Source organism: Inquilinus sp. Marseille-Q2685 (assembly GCF_916619195.1).
GTDB lineage: Bacteria > Pseudomonadota > Alphaproteobacteria > DSM-16000 > Inquilinaceae > Inquilinus.
In genome coordinates, this window is record NZ_CAKAKL010000001.1 from 1,486,544 (window position 1) to 1,505,505 (window position 18,962).

General features: G+C 70.4%; 19 protein-coding genes. 8 read left to right on the forward strand and 11 right to left on the reverse strand.

The window, feature by feature from the left end; genetic code table 11:
* Nucleotides 1-129: 129 nt before the first annotated feature.
* Together map and radC are read left to right on the forward strand one after the other, a co-directional pair.
* Entirely contained in the window at nucleotides 130-879 is a 750-nt protein-coding gene (map, locus tag LG391_RS07050; protein WP_374200735.1) for a type I methionyl aminopeptidase, read from the forward strand.
* An 11-nt stretch (nucleotides 880-890) separates the two neighbouring features.
* Complete coding sequence (gene radC, locus LG391_RS07055) at nucleotides 891-1,592, forward strand: DNA repair protein RadC (RefSeq protein ID WP_225767263.1); 702 nt, start codon at nucleotides 891-893, stop codon at nucleotides 1,590-1,592.
* Between the two features lie 79 nt (nucleotides 1,593-1,671).
* Here radC and LG391_RS07060 read toward each other — a convergent pair whose 3' ends face one another.
* Nucleotides 1,672-2,847 (reverse strand): MFS transporter, encoded by a 1,176-nt coding sequence (locus tag LG391_RS07060; RefSeq protein ID WP_255646447.1) that lies wholly within the window; start codon nucleotides 2,845-2,847, stop codon nucleotides 1,672-1,674.
* A gap of 215 nt (nucleotides 2,848-3,062) precedes the next feature.
* Between LG391_RS07060 and LG391_RS07065 the strand changes: the two genes are divergently transcribed.
* On the forward strand, nucleotides 3,063-3,623 hold the full coding sequence (locus tag LG391_RS07065) for a TetR/AcrR family transcriptional regulator (protein WP_225767265.1): 561 nt from the start codon (nucleotides 3,063-3,065) through the stop codon (nucleotides 3,621-3,623).
* A 10-nt stretch (nucleotides 3,624-3,633) separates the two neighbouring features.
* On the opposite strand, the gene LG391_RS07070 is transcribed toward LG391_RS07065, so the two are convergent.
* The 7 genes from LG391_RS07070 to LG391_RS07100 all read right to left on the reverse strand — a co-directional run bounded on the left by LG391_RS07070 (nucleotide 3,634) and on the right by LG391_RS07100 (nucleotide 11,530).
* Entirely contained in the window at nucleotides 3,634-4,224 is a 591-nt protein-coding gene (locus LG391_RS07070) for a DUF1989 domain-containing protein (protein WP_225767266.1), read from the reverse strand.
* 19 nt (nucleotides 4,225-4,243) lie between these two features.
* Nucleotides 4,244-5,266 carry an aldo/keto reductase gene (locus LG391_RS07075; RefSeq protein ID WP_225767267.1) on the reverse strand — a complete coding sequence of 341 codons (1,023 nt, stop codon included), beginning with the start codon at nucleotides 5,264-5,266 and terminating at the stop codon, nucleotides 4,244-4,246.
* A gap of 28 nt (nucleotides 5,267-5,294) precedes the next feature.
* Nucleotides 5,295-6,143 carry an amidohydrolase family protein gene (locus tag LG391_RS07080; protein ID WP_308013030.1) on the reverse strand — a complete coding sequence of 283 codons (849 nt, stop codon included), beginning with the start codon at nucleotides 6,141-6,143 and terminating at the stop codon, nucleotides 5,295-5,297.
* Nucleotides 6,144-6,201: 58 nt separating this feature from the next.
* Nucleotides 6,202-6,927, reverse strand: coding sequence for an HAD family hydrolase (locus LG391_RS07085; RefSeq protein ID WP_225767268.1), 726 nt, complete (start codon nucleotides 6,925-6,927; stop codon nucleotides 6,202-6,204).
* Complete coding sequence (locus tag LG391_RS07090; protein WP_225767269.1) at nucleotides 6,924-8,474, reverse strand: alkaline phosphatase family protein; 1,551 nt, start codon at nucleotides 8,472-8,474, stop codon at nucleotides 6,924-6,926. The genes LG391_RS07085 and LG391_RS07090 overlap by 4 nt, the downstream gene beginning before the upstream one ends.
* Before the next feature lie 105 nt (nucleotides 8,475-8,579).
* The gene (lysM, locus tag LG391_RS07095) at nucleotides 8,580-9,014 is read right to left on the reverse strand and encodes a peptidoglycan-binding protein LysM (protein WP_225767270.1); all 435 of its coding nucleotides are present in this window, start codon (nucleotides 9,012-9,014) and stop codon (nucleotides 8,580-8,582) included.
* 119 nt (nucleotides 9,015-9,133) lie between these two features.
* Nucleotides 9,134-11,530, reverse strand: coding sequence for a heavy metal translocating P-type ATPase (locus LG391_RS07100; protein WP_225767271.1), 2,397 nt, complete (start codon nucleotides 11,528-11,530; stop codon nucleotides 9,134-9,136).
* Between the two features lie 80 nt (nucleotides 11,531-11,610).
* Here LG391_RS07100 and LG391_RS07105 point away from each other — a divergent pair, with 80 nt between their 5' ends.
* The gene (locus LG391_RS07105; RefSeq protein WP_225767272.1) at nucleotides 11,611-12,081 is read left to right on the forward strand and encodes a helix-turn-helix domain-containing protein; all 471 of its coding nucleotides are present in this window, start codon (nucleotides 11,611-11,613) and stop codon (nucleotides 12,079-12,081) included.
* Between the two features lie 253 nt (nucleotides 12,082-12,334).
* On the opposite strand, the gene LG391_RS07110 is transcribed toward LG391_RS07105, so the two are convergent.
* Nucleotides 12,335-12,970, reverse strand: a complete 636-nt coding sequence (locus LG391_RS07110; RefSeq protein WP_225767273.1) for a hypothetical protein — start codon at nucleotides 12,968-12,970, stop codon at nucleotides 12,335-12,337.
* A gap of 147 nt (nucleotides 12,971-13,117) precedes the next feature.
* Here LG391_RS07110 and LG391_RS07115 point away from each other — a divergent pair, with 147 nt between their 5' ends.
* Nucleotides 13,118-13,750 carry a LysE family translocator gene (locus tag LG391_RS07115; protein ID WP_225767274.1) on the forward strand — a complete coding sequence of 211 codons (633 nt, stop codon included), beginning with the start codon at nucleotides 13,118-13,120 and terminating at the stop codon, nucleotides 13,748-13,750.
* Nucleotides 13,751-13,757: 7 nt separating this feature from the next.
* Nucleotides 13,758-14,051 carry a hypothetical protein gene (locus LG391_RS07120; protein ID WP_225767275.1) on the forward strand — a complete coding sequence of 98 codons (294 nt, stop codon included), beginning with the start codon at nucleotides 13,758-13,760 and terminating at the stop codon, nucleotides 14,049-14,051.
* A 10-nt stretch (nucleotides 14,052-14,061) separates the two neighbouring features.
* On the opposite strand, the gene LG391_RS07125 is transcribed toward LG391_RS07120, so the two are convergent.
* Both LG391_RS07125 and LG391_RS07130 read right to left on the reverse strand, forming a co-directional pair.
* Nucleotides 14,062-15,102 (reverse strand): zinc-dependent alcohol dehydrogenase family protein, encoded by a 1,041-nt coding sequence (locus LG391_RS07125; RefSeq protein ID WP_225767276.1) that lies wholly within the window; start codon nucleotides 15,100-15,102, stop codon nucleotides 14,062-14,064.
* A gap of 177 nt (nucleotides 15,103-15,279) precedes the next feature.
* Nucleotides 15,280-16,494, reverse strand: coding sequence for an adenylate/guanylate cyclase domain-containing protein (locus tag LG391_RS07130; protein ID WP_225767277.1), 1,215 nt, complete (start codon nucleotides 16,492-16,494; stop codon nucleotides 15,280-15,282).
* A 211-nt stretch (nucleotides 16,495-16,705) separates the two neighbouring features.
* On the opposite strand from LG391_RS07130, the gene LG391_RS07135 reads away from it, so the two are divergent.
* Entirely contained in the window at nucleotides 16,706-18,373 is a 1,668-nt protein-coding gene (locus LG391_RS07135) for an acetolactate synthase large subunit (protein WP_225767278.1), read from the forward strand.
* 274 nt (nucleotides 18,374-18,647) lie between these two features.
* The gene (locus LG391_RS07140; protein WP_225767279.1) at nucleotides 18,648-18,962 is read left to right on the forward strand and encodes a hypothetical protein; all 315 of its coding nucleotides are present in this window, start codon (nucleotides 18,648-18,650) and stop codon (nucleotides 18,960-18,962) included.

Genomic DNA, 18,962 nt, shown 5'->3' on the forward strand with positions numbered 1-18,962 from the left:
GCGACCGCGCGGCGGCGGTGCTATAGGCTAGAGGCGATGCGAGACAGGACAGAAAGCGTGACCGAGGTGGAACCCCAGACCCGCGAGGAAGGCCACATCCCCCTGCATGGCGAGGCCGAGTTCGCGGCGATGCGGCGTGCCGGCCGGCTGGCGGCCGAGACCCTCGACTTCATCGCCCCGCATGTTCGCCCCGGCGTCACCACCGACGAGCTGGACAAGCTGTGCGACGGCTTCATGCGCGACCACGGCGCGGTGCCGGCGACGCTGGGCTATCGCGGCTATCCGAAATCGAGCTGCATCTCGCTGAACCATGTCGTCTGCCACGGCATACCGGGCGACCGGAAGCTGGAGAACGGCGACATCCTGAACATCGACGTCACCCCGATCCTGGACGGCTGGTACGGGGATTCGAGCCGCATGTACGTCGCCGGCGACAAGCTGGCGGTCAAGGCCAAGCGGCTGATCGAGGTGACCTATGAGTCGATGATGCGCGGCATCGCGGCGGTCAAGCCGGGCGCCACGCTGGGCGACATCGGCCACGCCATCCAGAGCTATGCCGAGGGGCACCGCTTCTCGGTGGTGCGCGACTTCTGCGGCCACGGCGTCGGCCGCGTGTTCCACGCCCCGCCCAGCATCCTGCATTACGGCCGGCGCGGCGACGGGCTGGTGCTGCGCGAAGGCATGATCTTCACCATCGAGCCGATGGTCAATGCCGGCCACTGGGCGGTGAAGATCCTGTCCGACGGCTGGACCGCGGTGACCCGCGACCGCAGCCTGTCGGCCCAGTTCGAGCATACGGTCGGCGTCACCAGGGACGGGGTGGAGATCTTCACCCTGTCCCCCGCCGGCCACACCCAGCCGCCCTATCCGGTTTCGTAGTCGGGGGCGCCGTGACCGAAGCGCCGGAGGCGACGGACCCGGTTCCCACCTACACCGGCCATCGCGACCGGCTGCGGCAGCGCTTCCTGACGGCCGGCGCCGGCGCCCTCGCCGACTACGAGATCCTGGAGCTGCTGCTGTTCGCGGCGATCCCGCGGCGCGACACCAAGCCGATGGCCAAGCAGCTGATCGCGACCTTCGGCAGCCTGGGCGCGGTGCTGGCGGCGACCCCGGCGCAGCTGGCCCAGCGCGGGGGCCTGGGCGACGGCACCATCGCCCTCCTGAAGGTGGTGCAGGCCGCGGCCGAACGGATGCTGAAGGAGCAGGTCGTCGACCGGCCGGTGATCGGGTCCTGGCAGGCGCTCCTCGACTATCTCGGCGTCGCCATGAAGTTCGGCGGCACCGAGCAGGTGCGGGTGCTGTATCTCGACCGCAAGAACGGGCTTCTGGCCGACGACGCCACCGCCCAGGGCACGGTCGACCAGGCGCCGGTCTATCCCCGCGAGGTGGCGCGGCGGGCGCTGGAGCTCGGCGCTTCCGCCCTGATCCTGGTGCACAACCATCCGTCCGGAGATCCCACCCCGTCCCGCGCGGACATCGAGATGACCAAGGCGGTGGCGCGGGCGCTGGAGACGGTCGGCGTCGCTCTGCACGACCACGTCATCGTCGGCCGCAAGGGGCATTCCAGCTTCCGCAGCCTGGGGCTGCTGTGACGGGCGCGGACGAGGTTGCACCTACGCGTGCAGTGATGATTGCCGACAGCACCGAGACTTGCGTGCGGCCGCTGCGGTCTCAGGCGGGATGCACCCGAGGGCTGTCGTCCATGAGATACTGGATTGCGGCTGCCAATCCGCCCACGACGACAAGCGAAAGCCACGCGGCCCCATAGCTGCCACTCGCGTCGAAGGCGAGCCCGCCGAGCCAGGCCCCGAGGAAGGCGCCGATCTGGTGGCTGACGAACATCACGCCGAAAAGCGCGCCAAAGTTCGTTGGCCCGAACATCGCGTTGAGCAAGCCGCTCACCGGCGGAATCACGCTCAGCCAAAGAAAGCCCATCGCGGCACCGAACAGCAGCGTGCTCTCGAACGTGGCGGGCACGAAGGCGTAGACGCTGATCGCAAGCGTCCGCAGCAGATAGATCGCAGCCAGGACCCGCTTGTTTCCGTGGCGCGCGCCGAGATGGCCCGCCACCAACGTGCCGACGGCATTGAACGCGCCGATGAGAGCGATGGCCTGAGCGCCGACCGATGGCGGCAAGCCGCAGATGGCGACATATTTGGGCAGGTGCGTCGTGACGAATATCAACTGAAAGCCGCAGGCGAAGAACGCGATCGTCATCGCGACATAGCCTGGATGGGACAGAGCCTGACGGATCGCCGCGACGGCATTCGCCTTGGGCGCCGAGGGGGCGATATCGGCCCGGGGTCGAGGGCTGAGAGCGAATGCGAAGGCGGCCATCGTGGCGGCCAGGCCGGCGAATGTCAGAAGCGCATCTTGCCAGTTCACTCTCTCGATCAGGAATTGCGCCAGCGGCGCCAGGACAAAGGTGCCGAGAGAGCCGGCCGCAGCGAGAATCGAGATGACGGCGGCACGAATCTGCGGGGCGGCAATGCGTGACAGGATTCCGACCAGGACCCCGTGCGAGGCGCCGGCCACAGCGATCCCGGTCAGCAGCCCTCCCCCGACATAGAGCCCGAACCCGGTGCCCATGCTCGTCAGCGCGAGCCCGGCCGCGAACAGGACAGCGGCCCCGATGATCACGAACGTCCCGCCATACTTGTCGGAGAGCGCGCCCATGAAGGGCTGGCCAAGGCCCCAGACCAGGTTCTGCACCGCCATGGCGAAGCCAAATGCAGCCACCGAGACAGTGCCGGCCTGGACCATCGGCTCCATAAAGAGCCCCAGGCTCTGCCTCAGCCCCATCGAGATCGAGAGGATCGCAGCCGCCGAGGCCAGCACGACGATCACGGCCGACGTCCAGTAGCCAGTGTGAGTATTGCCCGCCGATGGGGACATGATCCCTTCCTCCACGCGGTTGGAGAGCTGCGGCCACCGTATCCAGGGCAGCCTTGCGCGATCGGGGCGGCCTTGTATACTCACTGGTCGGTATACTTCTTCCGCATCGGGATGGCGCGGCGCCGTCCCGCAGGGCAACCCGCTCAACCGTCGATGGGACAACTCCCATGGCCCGTAGTGCACGAGATACGCGCCTGGAGATCCTCTCAGCTGCGGACGACCTGTTCTATGGAGAGGGCTTCCGCGCGGTGGGCGTCGATGACATCGCGGCCAAGGCCGGGATCACCAAGAAGACGCTCTACTATCATTTCCGTTCGAAGGACGAGCTGTTCGCGGCCTATCTCGAATCCAGAAGCCAACCGACATTGGAACGCTTCCAACGATGGGCGGGCGTCGAGGGTACGGTCCTGGAACGCCTCGAGCGCATATTTCGGCGCCTCGGCCGCCGTGCCGATATGCCGGAATGGAAGGGGTGCGGATTCGTGCGGGCGACGGGCGAGCTTGCCAATGCGCCCGGGCATCCGGCCATCCTGATTGCCCGTTCGCATAAGGCGAGCTTCGAAAACTGGCTTGCCGAGAGCTTGAAGGCAGAGGGCCGTGATGATTCCGCAGCGCTGGCCCAGAGCTTGATGGTCCTCATCGACGGTGCGGTCACCCAGATTCTCCTGCACAGGAAATCCGGATACGCGCATGCCGCGGCACGTGCAGCCCGAGCGCTCCTGCGGTGATGCATGGAGGTCAGCCCGGCAGGACTTCGATCGCCAGCGGCCGGGCCGGTATGCCGCCGTTGCAGGTGGACGCCGGGCAGGATGAGATCGCCACGGCGAGGTCCGTCTCGGCCCGCAGCACGATCGCGTCGCCGGCGCGGGACCGTGGCGGCACGATCACCAGCCTGCCATCGGGTGTGACCTCGACATTCATGAAGACGTTGAAGGCGGTCGGCAGCGGGTGCGGCTCGATCCCCAGCTCGCGCAGCGCCGCGCACAGATTGTCATGGCAGTTCGGGTGATGGTCCTTCACCCCGTACTGGATGCGGTACATCTCGAGGCTGCAGGGCGCGTAGAGGAAATCGTGCCGGCCGACCTGGTCCTCGACGATGGTCAGCATCGGGTTGCTGCGGTCGGACCACAGCACGTCGCCGGTCGAGAGATAGATCCTGCCGCCATAGTCGAAGCTGCGGCCGTTCGACAGCCGCTCGCTGCCGTCGAGCGAATAGGCGAGAAGGTCCCCGGTCTGCCCGCCCTCGGTGTCGATGATCCGAAGCCGCTCCCCGCGTTTGAGGACCAGCCCGGCGCCGCCCGCCGCGGGAACGAGATGTCGCTCAGCCATCCATGCCCTCCCATCGGGCTCAGCCCGGAACCGGCGCGTCCTCGCGCACCAGGCCTTCGCGCTTCAGCTCGGCCCAGAATTCGGCCGGGATCGGCGTGGCGATCAGGGCGTGGTTGCGCTCCACCTCCTCCGGCTTCACCGCGCCCGGGATCATCGAGGCGACCACCGGATGGGCCAGCGGGAACTGGATCGCCGCCGCCGGCAAGGGCACGCCGTGGCGGCGGCACACCGCCTCGATCCGGCCCACCCGCTCCAGGATCTCCGGCGGCGCCTCCTTGTAGTTGTAGCGGGCGCCGGGCACGGCGCCGGTGGCCAGGATGCCGGAATTGTACGGCCCGCCCAGCATGATGCCGATGTTGCGGCGCTGGCACAGCGGCAGGAAGTCGTCGAGCGCCGTCTGCTCCAAGAGCGTGTAGCGCCCGGCCAGCAGGAAGCAGTCGAAATCGCCGCCCTCGGCGAAGCGCATGCACGCCTCGACCTCGTTGACGCCGACGCCGATCGCCTTGACCACGCCCTCCTCGCGCAGCTTGAGCAGCGCCTTGGTGGCCCCGGCCAGCGCCTCCTGCAGCCGCTGCTCATAGGCCTCGCGCGAGCCGTGGGTCCAGATGTCGACGTCGTGGATCAAGAGGATGTCGACCGAGGAGATGCCGAGGCGCATCAGGCTCTGCTCGAAGGAGCGCATGGCGCCGTCGTAGCTGTAGTCGAACACCGGGTTGAACTCGAGCCCGCCGGCCCAGGTGCCGCGGTCGACCCCGCCGCGCCCCGGCGACACGAAGTAGCGCCCGACCTTGGTCGACAGCACGTAGCTGTCGCGCGGCCGCGGCCGCAGCGCCTGGCCGAAGCGGTGCTCGGACAGGCCGTGGCCGTAGAGCGGCGAGGTGTCGACCAGGGTGACGCCCAGCTCCAGCGCCTTGGCCATGGTCTGGATCGCCTGCGCGTCCGGCAGCCTCTGGTAGAGGTCGCCGAGCGGCGCCCCGCCGAAGCCGAGCTGGGTGACGGGAACGCCGCTCTTGCCCAGCGGGCGCGTGGCGATCGGGTCCATGGGCGGGTCCTCTCTATGCGTCTTGGGCTCAGCCGAGCCGGTAGAAGGCGATGGCGGTGTCGCGATAGAGCTGCCGCAGCTGCGCTTCCGACGCATCCGCGAGGATGGCGTCCAGCGTGTCGACCCAGCGGCGATAGCTGGAGGCCAGCTCGCAGACGGGCCAGTCGCTGCCGAACATGGTGCGGTCGAAGCCGAAGCAGTCAATCGTATGACGTATGTAGGGCTCGATCTGCGCCCGGGTCCAGCCCTCGTGATCGGCTTCGGTAACCACACCCGACAGCTTGCACCAGACATTCGGCAGCGCCGCCAGGGCCCGCATCTGGTCGCGCCAGGGCCGGTCGATGCCGTCCCGGATCCCAGGCTTGCCGATATGGTCCAGGACGAAGCGGACCTCCGGGCAGCGGCGCACCAGTTCGATCGCGGCGTCGAACTGCGGATGGAAGATGCAGAGGTCGAAGGACAGGTCGTATTCCGACAGGAGCCGCACGCCTTCGACGAAGCCGGGCCGGATGCAGAAATCCACCGCCTCGCCCTGGATCAGCCGGCGGATGCCGCGCAGCTTCGGGGTGGCGGCGTGCAGCGCGTCGAGCTCGGTCCGCACCGCCTGGCCGTCCTCGACCGCCGCCGCGGCGACGAGGGCGCCGAGCCGGGGATCGGCGAGCGCGCCGACCCAGCGCGCCTCCTCGACCCGCTGGGCCGGCGCGACGTCGACCTCGACGAAGACGTAGCGGTCGACCGCCACGCCGTCGCGCTGCCGGTCGTATTCGTCCGGCAGGTGGCGCGACTTCAGGCTGGGGGCCTGATCCATCCACGGATAGGACAATAGGGCTGGATCATAAATATGGACGTGGCTGTCCACGATCGGAAATCCGGGCACGTGAATCCTCCACGGACGGCATTTTTGCGGACTTTAGTCTAAAAGGCGGCTGATGCCATCAGGCCCGTTGCAGTCCGCCGAGAAGATCCTCCAGCCCGCCGATATCCGGCAGGCAGAGATCGGCGAGGCCGGCCAGGGTCTGGGCGGTGCCGGTTCCGCTGAGAACGCCGACACAGAGGCCGCAGCCGGCCGCGCGCCCCATCGCCATGTCGTGCCGGTTGTCGCCGACCATCAGCACGGCGCCGGGCGGCAGGCCGGTGGCGTCGCAGAAGCCGTAGACCATGCCGGGATTCGGCTTGTGGCCGTGGCCGCTGTCATAGCCGGCGATGAAATCGACCAGGTCGAGCAGGCCGAACATCGCCAGCGTCCCGCGGATCGCGACCTCGCCATCGCTCGAGGCCACGCCGAGCTTCAGCCCGCGATCGCGCAGCCGCCGGAACAGCCCGGCTGGGTCGGCGACGGTCGGCCGGATCACGGCCGTGGTCGCGCTGCGGAAGATGCGGTCCATCTCGGGCACCAGCAGGTCGAGGCCGTAGGGGCTGCCGGCGGCGATCCAGGCGGCCGCGATCTCCGGCGTCGCCCCGGCGGCGAACAGGCTGTCGGCCCGGACGACGCCGGTGTGCGGGTCGGCGCCGCCGACCTCGAGCAGGCGCAGCGCCAGCTCCGGGTCGCCCGCCGCCGCGAACAGCGCGGCCTCGCGGTTCAGCGGCAGCCAGGTCGCCTCGTAGTCGATCAGCGTGCCGTCCTTGTCGAACAGGATGCCGCGGATGTCTGCCGTGCTCATCGCGCCTCTTCCTCGAAGTAGCCGCCTTCGAGCGTGATGTGGCTGAGAGCCCGGTCCTCGTGCCGCATCCGCCAGGACAGGAGCTTCTGGGCATAGGCCAGCATCTCCCCGGCATAGGCCGGGTCGCGGCTGCGGTCCTCGAACTCGCTGGGGTCGCGCTCCAGGTCGAAGAACAGGGGCGGCAGGTCGGTGCAGTGCACGTATTTGCGCCGGGCGTCACGGATCACCTGGACGCCGCACTGATCGGAATGCAGCCGCGCCTCGCCGACCCGCTCCCGGACATTGCCGAAATCGTAGAACCAGTGCGCCGCGTCGCGCCAATCCCGCGGCCGCTCGCCCCGGCAGAAGGGCAGCAGCGATCGGCCGTCGCACTGCCGCGGCACGGGCAGGCCGAGCCAGCCGAGGATGGTCGGCATGATGTCGACCGATTCGGTGAAGTCGTCGACCTGCCGGCCGCGGCCGGCATCCGCCTCCGGCCGCGGGTCGCGGACGATCAGCGGGATGTGGGCCGACTGGTCGAAATAGCCGAGCTTGCCGAAGAGATAATGGTCGCCGAGCTGCTCGCCATGGTCGGAGGTGAAGACGATCAGCGTGTCGTCCCACTGGCCGCTGGCTTTCAGGAACTCGAACACCCGGCCGAGATGGTGGTCGACCTCGGACGCCAGCCCGTAATAGGCGGCGCGGACCGCGGCGACGCCGGCGGCGTCGAGGGCGGAGGCCGGGCCTTCGGCATGGTTCAGGAACTTGTCGAGCCGCACCGCCCGGTGCAGCCCGGCGAGGAGCGGATGCTGCGCCCCCTCCGCCGCCGCGGACGGGCCGCGCAGCGGGGCCGGCACCGAAGCCGGGTCATAGGCCAGGTGCCAGGGCGCCGGGGCGGCGAAGGGCGGGTGCGGGCAGATATAGGTCAGGTGCACGAACCAGGGCCGGCCCCGCAGCACCGCCATGTGGCGCAGCACCTGGTCGGTCATGAAGGCGGTCTCGCTGTCCTCCGCTCGCACGCGGGTCGGGCCGAAGCCGCCCGGCGCCGCCTCGGCCGACTGGTCCGGGTCGTAGAGCGGGTCCCGCCCCTCCCCCGGCGCCGGCACGTCGTAGCCCTTGGCCAGCAGGTCGGCGATCCAGGCGCGGCTGGATTCGGACAGGTTCAGCACCGGGGTGAAGCCCGGGGCCACGCCTTCGTAGCTGTGGCGCGCCGGGTCGTCCGGCGCCCGGCCGCGCGGGTCGAGCGAGGTGTCGGTGTAGCCGAACAGCAGCGGATCCCACCCGCCGCGCCGCGCCTCCAGCGCCAGATTCGTGTGGCGGGCGTCGAGCGGCATGCCGTTGCGCACGCTGCGATGGGTGTGGGGGTAGAGGCCGGTCAGCAGCGAGGCACGGGACGGGCCGCAGGGATAGGCCACGGTGTGGTGGCGCCGGAACAGCGTGGCCTCCTGCGCCAGGGCATCCAGCGCCGGGGTGCGGATGCAGGGATGCCCCACCGCCGACAGCGTGTCACCGCGCCACTGGTCGGCGGTGATGAACAGGACATTGGCCAAGCCCGAGGACTCCCGCATGCGCTCCCCTGCCCCTGCTGATAGCGCAACGGACGGCAGCGCGACATGGGAAAGAAGGCCCCGCGCGGAGAGACGCAGGGCCTTCGGCTCGGCCGTGGAAAGTCGTCAGGACGGGATGCGCAGCACCTGGCCCGGATAGATCTTGTCCGGGTGCTTTAGCATCGGTTTGTTGGCCTCGAAGATCTTGTTGTAGTCGTTGGCGTTCCCGTATTCCGCCTTGGCGATCGCCGACAGCGTGTCGCCCTTCTTCACCGTGTAGAACCTCGATTCCGGCGCCGGGGCGGCGGCGGCGAGGTCGTTCTGCACCTGGGCGACCCCGGGCGTGTTGCCGACCGCCAGCGCGATCTTCTCCGCCACCTCGGTGGAGGCGACGTTGCCGCCAACCGTCACCTTGTCGCCCTCGACCTTGATGTCGACCCCGGCGGGGTCGAGCCCCTGCGCCTGGATCTGCTTCTTCAGGTCGTCCGCCGTCGCGGCCTCGGCCTCGCCGCCGCCGAACAGCTTCTCGCCCGCATGCTTGATGAAATTGATCAGCCCCATGGCACACCCCCTGGTTGCCTGGTTGGTGCTTGCCGTCACGGGCCTCTGTCCGACCCCTGGCCGGTTGCGGAGGATCAACGGCAAGCTGGGGACAATGTTCCCAGACCCGCCGCCTGCTGTCACGCCGCCATCGCCTGCCCGCACCGGCTGCAGAACCGGGCCGAGGCCTGGTTCGGCGCCCGGCACGCCCCGCAGACGACGTTCGCGGGGCGGGAGCCGCAGGCGCCATGGGCGCAGCAATCGTCGGCCTCCGTCTCACGCGCGGCGGCATGGTCGTGGTCATGATCGTGGGCATGCTCGTCGTCTTGGCCGTGGGCGTGCGCGTGGTCGTGCCCATGGGCCTGGACGGCCGCGGGTGCGCCCGGCCGTACCGCGGGCAGCAGGCGCAGCAGCCTGAGCGCGTTCAGCGTCACCAGCACGGTGGCGCCGGTGTCGGCCAGGATCGCCATCCACAGCGAGGTCGCGCCGAACAGGGTGGTGGCCAGGAACAGCGCCTTGAGGCCGAGGGCGACGGCGATGTTCTGATGGATGTTGGCCAGGGTGGCGCGGGACAGGCCGATCAGCTCGGCCACGCCGGTGACGCGGTTGTTCAGCAGCGCCGCATCCGCCGTCTCCAGCGCCACGTCGGTGCCGCCGCCCATGGCCACGCCGACCGAGGCCGCGGCCAGCGCCGGCGCGTCGTTGATGCCGTCGCCGACCATGGCGACCGGCCCCTGCGCCTTCAGCCTGCCGATCGCCGCCAGCTTGTCGTCCGGCAGCAGCTCGGCCTCGACCGCGATGCCGAGCGTGCCGGCCACGGCCGCGGCGGCGCGGCGGTTGTCGCCGGTCAGCATCACCGGCTGGACCCCGGCCCGGCGCAGCGCCGCCACCGCGGCGGCGGCGTCCTCGCGCGGCTCGTCGCGCAGCGCGATCAGCCCGCGCGGGCCGGCCTCGCCCAGCAGCACGACCACGGTCTTGCCCTCGGCCTCCAGCGCCGCCACCCGGTCGGCCAGACCGGCCGGCAGCGGCCCGCGCTCCGCGGCATAGCGCGGCGAGCCCACCGCCAGCAGGTCGGCGCCGACCCGGCCCAGCACCGCCTTGCCGGCGATCGCCGAGGCCTCGGCGACGGCCGGCACGGCGACCTTGCGGGCGGACGCGGCCTCGAGGATGGCGCGGGCCAGCGGGTGGCTGGAGCCGCTCTCGACCGCCGCCGCCTCGGCCAGCACTTCGGCCTCGGTGCCGCCCGGCGCGACGATGTCGGTGACCTGGGGCCGGCCGACGGTCAGCGTGCCGGTCTTGTCGAAGGCGACGGCCTTGACCTTGCCCAGCATCTCCAGCGCCGCGCCGCCCTTCAGCAGCAGGCCGCGGCGGGTGCCGGCGGCGATGCCGGAGGCGATGGCCGCCGGGGTCGACAGCACCAGGGCGCAGGGGCAGGCGATCAGCAGCAGCGACAGGCCGCGATAGGTCCAGACCGACCAGTCGCCGCCGAACAGCAGCGGCGGCACCGCGATCACCAGCGCCGCCACGGCCATGGCGGCCGGGGTGTACCAGGCGCTGAACCGGTCGATGAAGCGGGCGGTCGGCGCCTTGCTGGACTGCGCCGCCTCGACCATGTGGATGATCCGGGCGATGGTGTTGTCCGCCGCCGCCCGCGTCACCCGCAGGCGCAACGCGCCGCCGGCGTTGATGCTGCCGGCATAGACCGCATCGCCCGCCGCCTTGGCCACCGGCACGGATTCGCCGGTGATCGGCGCCTCGTCCAGCTCCGACGCGCCGTCGACGATCGTGCCGTCGGCCGGCACCCGGTCGCCGGGGCGGACCAGCACGATGTCGCCGATCGCCAGGTCGTCGACCGGCACGGTCGTCAGGGAGCCATTCGCCTCGCCCCCCCTTTCGCGCTGCGCCGTGCGCGGCACCAGCGAGACCAGCGCCCTGATGCCCTGGCGGGCGCGGCCGGCGGCGACGGTCTCCAAGAGCTCGCCGACGGCGAACAGGAACACCACCACCGCCGCCTCCGACGCCGCGCCGATGGCGATGGCGCCGATCGCGGCGACGGCCATCAGTGTCTCGATGCTGAAGGGCGAGCCGGAGCGGATCAGGGTCAGGGTGCGGCGGCCGACCGGCACCAGCCCGATCAGCGCCGCGGCGACATAGGCCCATTCGGCCTCGGCCGGGACGATCTGCCCGGCGACGAAGGCCGCCGCCAGCAGGAGGCCGGTGAAGCCGACCAGCTGCGCCTTGCGCTCGCGCCACCAGGGCTTCGCCTCCTCCGCGGCCGGGGCACGAGGCGCCATGTCAGCGATCGCGGTCGGGGTGAAGCCGAGGGCGCGGATCTTGTCCTCCACGGCGCGGCCGTCCGAGGCGGCGCCCTGCGCGCCGAAGGCCAGAAGGCCGGTGGCGAAACTGACCTCGACGCCGCTGACGCCCTCGATCCGGCCCAGCGCCGTCTGCAGCTTGCCGACGCAGCTGGGGCAATCCATGCCCTCGACCCGGTAGCGGAGGGTCAGGCCCTGCCGCTCGTCATTCGCCGCTGCCATGCGACGCACTCCCTTGCCGAAAGATCCGTCGCAGGGGAAGATGGGAGCTACAGCGACTGTAGCTTCAAGAGGAAAAATCCATGTCCGCGCGCGGCGATGCGATGCCGATCGGCGAGCTGGCCCGCCGCACCGGCTGCAAGGTCCAGACCATCCGCTACTACGAGCAGATCGGGCTGATGCCGGAGGCGGCGCGGACCCTGGGCAACCAGCGGATCTACGGCCGGGCGCACAGCGACCGGCTGGCCTTCATCCGCCACAGCCGCGAGCTGGGCTTCCCGCTGGACGCCATCCGCCAGCTGCTGACCCTGGCCGACGACCCGGCCCAGCCCTGCGCCACCGCCGACCGGATCGCGCAGGAGCAGCTGGCGGCGGTGCAGGCCCGCATCGCCCGGCTGGAAGCGCTGAAGGCCGAGCTGGAGCGGATGGTGGAGCAGTGCCGGCATGGCACGATCGGCCATTGCCGGGTGATCGAGGTGCTGGCCGACCACAGCCACGGCCACTGCCTGCATGCCGACCACCTGACCGGCGAGGAGATCGAGACGGCGGCCTGAGGTCTGCGCGTAGGGCTTCCGGTCTCGACAAAACCCCCTCACCCGAAGGTGCCGAGCGCCTCCGACCTCTCCCGTGATCCCGGGTCAAGCCCGGGCAGGAGAGGCAAAACCATCGGCTCTGGACACCGGCTCTCCGCCCCACACCGTCATCGCGAGCGCAGCGAAGCGATCCAGAGCCGTGCGAACCGGCCCCTGGATTGCTTCGTCGGCTTCGCCTCCTCGCAATGACGGTGCGGGGATGCGACGCCGGCGCTCAGCTGCTGTCCGGCTTCGGGAGAGCCGGCATGGGCCGGCCGGTGTCGGGCTCGTCCAAAGGACGAGGCCAGTCGGGCTCGGGCCGAGCGGCCACGGGAACGGCGTCGGCAGGGCGGTCGGGCAGGCGATCGGGGATCTCGACCGCGGCGGCGCCGTCCCGGTCCCTCGGCAGCAAGGCCGCGTCCAGGTCGCGCCGCTCCTCCGCCGCCTCGTCCGGTTCGGGCTCGTCCTCCAGGCATTCGCTCTCGACCAGCGACTCGCGCGGTTCCGCCGGGGGCTCGCCGTCCTTCGGCCCGGCTGCCGGCGCGGCCTCGGCCGGGGCGGCTTCGGCGGCCGCCTCCTCCGCCGGCGTGCGCTCCGGCGCCCCGGCCCTGCGCTCCTGATAGCCCTCGCGGATCCGCTGGCTCATCGCGATCGACAGTCGCACCGAACGGGCCAGGCGCACCTGCGCCAGCGCGAAATCCGGCCGTGCCTGCAGGATCGGCGTCGCCAACTGCTCCGTCGCCGTCATCCGCGCCGTGCGAAGTTGGATCTCCACCAGCTCGGCCAGCGAACCCAGCGCCCATTGCGTCCAGGCCAGGTCCCTGTCGACCGGCCGGTCCTCCGTCTCGCAATCGGGGCGCTCCACGTCCATGGAACACATCATGAACATGGACAGCCGATAATACCACTGAGATCGTGTCCGGCGCCCTCGCAGGCCAAGCTTCAGCGGGGAGGACGGACAAGAATGAATGGCCCCGGATCCGGGAATCCGACAGATTGACGGCCCAGGGAGGACATCATGGATCTTGCCGTTCCGCTGCTCAGCATCCTCGGCGCCATCGTGGTCGGCGCGGCCAGCCCGGGGCCCAGCTTCGTCTTCGTCACCCGCACCGCCATCGCCCTGTCGCGCCGCGACGGGCTCGCGGCCGCGCTGGGCATGGGCGTCGGCGGGGTGGTCTATGGCGGGCTCGGCCTGTTCGGCCTACAGGCGATCCTGGCCCAGGTGGAATGGCTGTACCTGACGCTGAAGGTGCTGGGCGGCCTGTACCTGCTGTGGCTCGCCTTCGCCCTGTGGCGCACCGCGGACAAGCCGATCACGGTGCCGAAGACGGCGGAGGGCCGGCCGCGCAGCGTCCGCCGGTCCTTCACCCTGGCCGCCGTCACCCAGCTGAGCAACCCGAAGGCGGCGATCGTCTATGGCAGCATCTTCGCCGCCTTCCTGCCGCCGCAGGTGCCGGTGTGGACTTTCGCCGTGCTGCTGCCGGCGATCTTCGCCATCGAGGCCGGCTGGTACAGCATCGTCGCCCTGGTCTTCTCCGCCGACCGGCCGCGCGCCCTCTATCTGCGCTGGAAGCGCTGGTTCGACCGCGCCGCCGGCTCGGTCATGGGCGCGCTGGGCATCCGCCTGATCCTGGGGGCGGGGAAGGTGTGAGGCGAAGATGAGCGGAGAGACGCAGGAGGGCGAGGAATCGATCCCCCTTGCCCTCACGCGGGATGAAGCCGTCGTGCTTCTCGAGTTCCTGGCACGGACGCTGGACGACGAGAACGGCAACCGGCTTCGCGACGCGGTCCGGCACGACGGCGAGCTCTGGGCCCTGACGCGGCTGCAGGGCTACCTCGAGCGCACGTTGTCCGAGCCCTTCCTGGCGGATTACAAGGCCCGCATCGAAGCCGCGCGGCAGCGGCTGGTCGATAAGGGCGGACCCTGGCCTTGGGACGAAACCGAGACCTGAGCCCGGCCCCTCAGATCCGCGTCACCACGCTGATGCCGGTGCCGTCGAAGCGGTCCATCTGGGTCAGCGCCACCGCCGCCTCGTCCAGGCTGATGCGGCTGCCGATCAGCTGCTGCGGCGCCAGCGTGCCGGCCGCGATCATGTCCAGCATCGCCCGGTAGCGGAACGCCTGCATGCCGTGGCTGCCCAGGATCTCCAGCTCATAGGCGATCACCCGGTCCATCGGCACCGGCGGGCGGGCGTGGTCGTCCAGCATCAGCCCGACCTGGATGTGCCGGCCGCGCCGGCGCAGGCAGCGGATCGAGTTCATGCAGGTGGCCGGGTGGCCGAGCGCGTCGACCGAGACATGGGCGCCGCCGCCGGTCACGTCGCGGATCTCGTGCACGACATTCGCCGAGCCGCCGGCATTGACCGTCGCCGCGGCGCCGAGCCGGCGGGCGAGGTCGAGCTTCTGGTCGGTCAGGTCGACCGCCACGACATTGGCCCCGAGGGCGCTGGCGATCATGATCGCCGACAGCCCGACGCCGCCGCAGCCATGCACCGCCACCCATTCCCCGCCCCGCACCCGGCCCTGGTCGACGATGGCGCGGAAGGAGGTGGCGAAGCGGCAGCCCAGGCTGGCCGCGGTGGCCGAATCGATCGCGTCCGGCAGGGCGACCAGGTTGGCGTCGGCGAAGTCGAGCGCGACGTATTCGGCGAAGGAGCCCCAGGCGGTGAAGCCGGGCTGGAACTGCCGCTCGCAGACCTGCTGGTTGCCGCTGGCGCATTCCGGGCAATGGCCGCAGCCGGCGACGAAGGGCACGGTGACCCGCTGGCCCTCGCGCCAGCGCCGGACCTGGGGCCCGACCGCGACGATGGTGCCGGCCAGCTCATGCCCCGGCACATGCGGCAGCACGATGTCGGAATCGTGCCCCATCCAGCCATGCCAGTCGCTGCGGCACAGGCCGGTCGCTTCGACCTTCACCACCACGCCCTCCGCCGATGGCGACGGGTCCGGCACGGTCTGCACGGTCGGCGCCTGGCGGAACTGTTCGAAGACGACGGCTTTCATCGGAAGGGCCTGTGGCTGTTGTCGGCACGACCTTATCGGAACGGTCGAAAGGTCCCAACAGCGTCATGGCGAGCGAAGCGCGGCCATCCACTCCTTCAGCCGCCGCGCTTGATGATGGCAGGCTGGATGGCCACGCCCCTGCGGGGCTCGCCATGACGGTGAGAGAGACCGGGCGGGCTACGCGATCCCGAAAATCCGGTGCGTGCCCTCGACGTCGCGCAGCGGGTGGAGGCCGAGGTCGAGCAGCGGGCGGCCGCAGGCGTCGCGGAACGGTTCCGACACCAGCACCCGGCGGCGCAGGGTCTTGGTCAGCTCCTCCAGCCGGCTGGCGCGGTTCACCGCCGGGCCGATCACGGTGAAGTCCAGCCGCCGCGCCGCGCCGATATTGCCGTAGGCGATCTCGCCAAGATGCAGGCCGATGCCGAAATCGACCGCGTCCGGCCCGGTGAGCCCGCGCTCGGCATTGGTGGCGTCGACCCGGGCGCAGAAGGCCTCGGCCGCGGCCAAGGCGGCGGCGCAGGCGGTGCGGCGGTCCACATCCTGCGTCACCGGGAAGATCGCCAGCACGGCGTCGCCGATGAACTTCAGGATCTCGCCGCCTTCGGCCTCGATCGCCGCGCCCATGTCGCCGAACCAGCCGTTCAGCATCTCGACCACGTCGCCGATGGCGTGGACCTCGCTGCGCCGGGTGAAGGCGCGCAGGTCGGCCAGCCAGATCGCCGCCTCGATCCAGTCGACCTGGCCGCGCTCGATCTGGCCCTCGACGATGCGCTGGCTGGTGCGGGCGCCGACATAGGTGTCGAGCAGGTCGAGCGCGATGCGCTTCCACACCTGGCGCTCGGCATAGGGGCTGAACAGACGGGCGGCGGTGTCGAGCGCCTTCAGGTCGTCGTCGTCGAAGCCGCCCGGCTGCCGCGTGGCGAAGGACAGGAAGCGGGTGCGGCTGGTGTCCAGGAAGGGCAGCGGCGTGATCAGGTAGTCGGTCGAGCCCTGCTGCTGCAGCTCCTGCAGCAGCGGCATGTCGCTGACATCGCCGTCGAGCCGCCGGCGATACGCCCGCTCGGTGTCGTCGACGACCTTGGTCGGGCTGGTCAGATAGCCCGTGCTCTGCAGGATGCCCTGGCGCTCCCGCTCCCGGAACTCGATGGCCTCGTCGCTCCAGACCAGCATGGTGCCGCTGATCTCCGGATGCAGCACCTCGAGCCCGATATGGATGCGCCAGGCCGGGACGATGGTCTGCGCCACCCGCTCGCAGAATCCCGGGAACAGGCCCTTCAGCGGCACCGGCCGACGCGTCGCCTCGACCAGCCAGAGGCCGAGCGCCTCGAGCCCGGCGCGATGCCTGTCGGCGATCGGTCGGCAGTCCCAGTCCGGCGGCAATCCGTCTTGCATGGCGGGAGAAGAAACCCTTCGGCGGGTCGCGGTCAATCGGCGCGTGGCGCGGCGCCCCGCACAGGATGGCATCTGCCGACGGTTCCGGCCAGACCGCGCGGCCATGCCCCGCGTGCGCATGCCGTCCGTCTGCCCTGCAGCGAGGTCATGTCATCCCCGTGGCGCGCGGCCTATCCTGCCGGGGCATCGCACCGCCACCAGGAGAACAAGCATGGCTGCGCAGCGGACCGGCTCCGACCTTCTCGTCGAGGCCCTGGTCAATGAGGGCGTGGACCGCGTCTTCGGCGTGCCCGGCGAGGAGAATCTCGACATCGTCGAATCGCTCCGCCGCTCCGGCATCGAGCTGATCGTCACCCGGCACGAGCAGTCGGCCGCCTTCATGGCCGCGACCTATGGCCGCCTGACCGGCAAGGCCGGCGTCTGCCTGACCACGCTGGGCCCCGGCGCGCTGAACCTGACCACCGGCGCGGCCTATGCCCTGCTGGGCGCCATGCCGATGGTGATGATCACCGGCCAGAAGCCGATCCTGAAGAGCCGCCAGGCGCAGTTCCAGATCGTCGACATCGTCGCCACCATGCGGCCGCTGACCAAGTCGTCGCGCCAGATCGTCAGCACCGGCGCGATCCCGACCCTGGTGCGCAACGCCTTCCGCATCGCCCAGGAGGAGCGGCCGGGCCCGGTGCATCTGGAGCTGCCGGAGGACATCGCCGCCGCCCCGGCGCCCGAAGGGCTGGGCCCGGTGCCGCTGCACCCGCTGGAGCTGCCGGTGGGGAACGACGCGGCCATCGCCACCGCCGCCGAAATGCTGCGCGCGGCCGAGCGCCCGCTGGTGATGATCGGCGCCGCCGGCAACCGCCGTCACCTGGTGCCGGCGCTGTCCGACTTCGTGCGCCGGATGGGCATCCCGTTCTTCAACACCCAGATGGGCAAGGGCGCGGTCGACGGCAATTCCGGCCTCTATATCGGCACCGCCGCCCTGTCCGAGGGCGACTATCTGCACGACGCGGTGACGAGCGCCGACCTGATCCTGGCCATCGGCCACGACGTGGTGGAGAAGCCGCCCTTCATCATGGAGCAGGCGGGGCAGAAGGTGATCCATGTCGGCTACCAGCCGGCCGACATCGCCGAGGTGTATTTCCCGGACCATGAGGTGGTGGGCGACATCGGCGCCTCGCTGGCCCGCATCGCCGAGGTCTTCGGCGGGCCGCACCCGACCGCGGCCGAGGCCTTCGCCGAGCTGCGCCGCAGGATCCTGGAGAAGGTGTCGGCGGACGGCACCAGCGCGAAATTCCCGCTGCTGCCGCAGCGCATCGTCCACGACGTGCGGGCGGTGATGCCGGAGGACGGCGTCGTCGCCCTCGACAACGGCATGTACAAGATCTGGTTCGCCCGCAGCTACCGCACCCATATCGCCAACACCATCCTCTTGGACAACGCGCTGGCGACGATGGGCGCCGGCCTGCCCTCGGCCATGGTGGCGGCGATGCTGCATCCGGACCGCCGGGTGATGGCGGTGTGCGGCGACGGCGGCTTCATGATGAACTCGCAGGAGCTGGAGACGGCGATCCGGCTGAAGCTGAACCTGGTCGTGGTGATCCTGGTCGACAACGCCTACGGCATGATCCGCTGGAAGCAGGAGGCGCAGGGCTTCGCCGATTGGGGCCTGACCTTCGGCAACCCGGATTTCGTGACCTATGCCCGGGCCTATGGCGCGACCGGCTGGGACGTGAAATCCGCCGAGGACTTCGCGCCGACGCTGGAGAAGGCCTTTGCCCAGGGTGGCGTGCACCTGGTCAGCGTGCCGGTCGACTACACCGAGAACAGCCGCGTCTTCATCGAGGAGCTGCGCAGCCACGCCTCGGCGGTGGAAGCCGACTAGAGACCGTGCGTAAATGCTACTGGTGCGGCCGTCTGACGACGGTTTCTGCGCTTCCGGTGCTCACGCACCTATGTGCGCTGCGCTCCGGTTCTCGAAACCGCCGCCAGCCGACTCACACCAGCGCATTTCCAAACGGTCTCTTGAGGCGCGTGCCCGGCGGGCGACCGCGCAGGTCGATCGGGTGACGCGCAGCGAAAGCGGCGATGAACCTCAGGCGGGCGCTCGGGTGTTGTCCCCATAGGACCGCCCCAGCGACGCCCCAGGAGGGAACGGCATGTATATCGCCCGCTTCTCGTACGACGTTCAGCCGATCAACCGCCAGAGCGCGATCGACTTCATCCACCGCGAGGTCGAGGCCGCCCGGCGCAACCGGCTGAAGGCCCGGCTGCTGGTGCCGCTGACCCGCGGCCAGGGCGGGGCGGCGCTGCAGTTCGAGGTCGAGCTGACCAGCCTGGACCAGTTCGACCAGTTCCGCGAGCGCGGCGTCGGGTCGGACGAGGAGGAGACGGGCCGCTGGATGCACGCCTTCAGCGAGATCCTGGCCTCGCCGCCGACGGTCGAGCTGCTGCGCGTGGAGGACAGCCGGTAG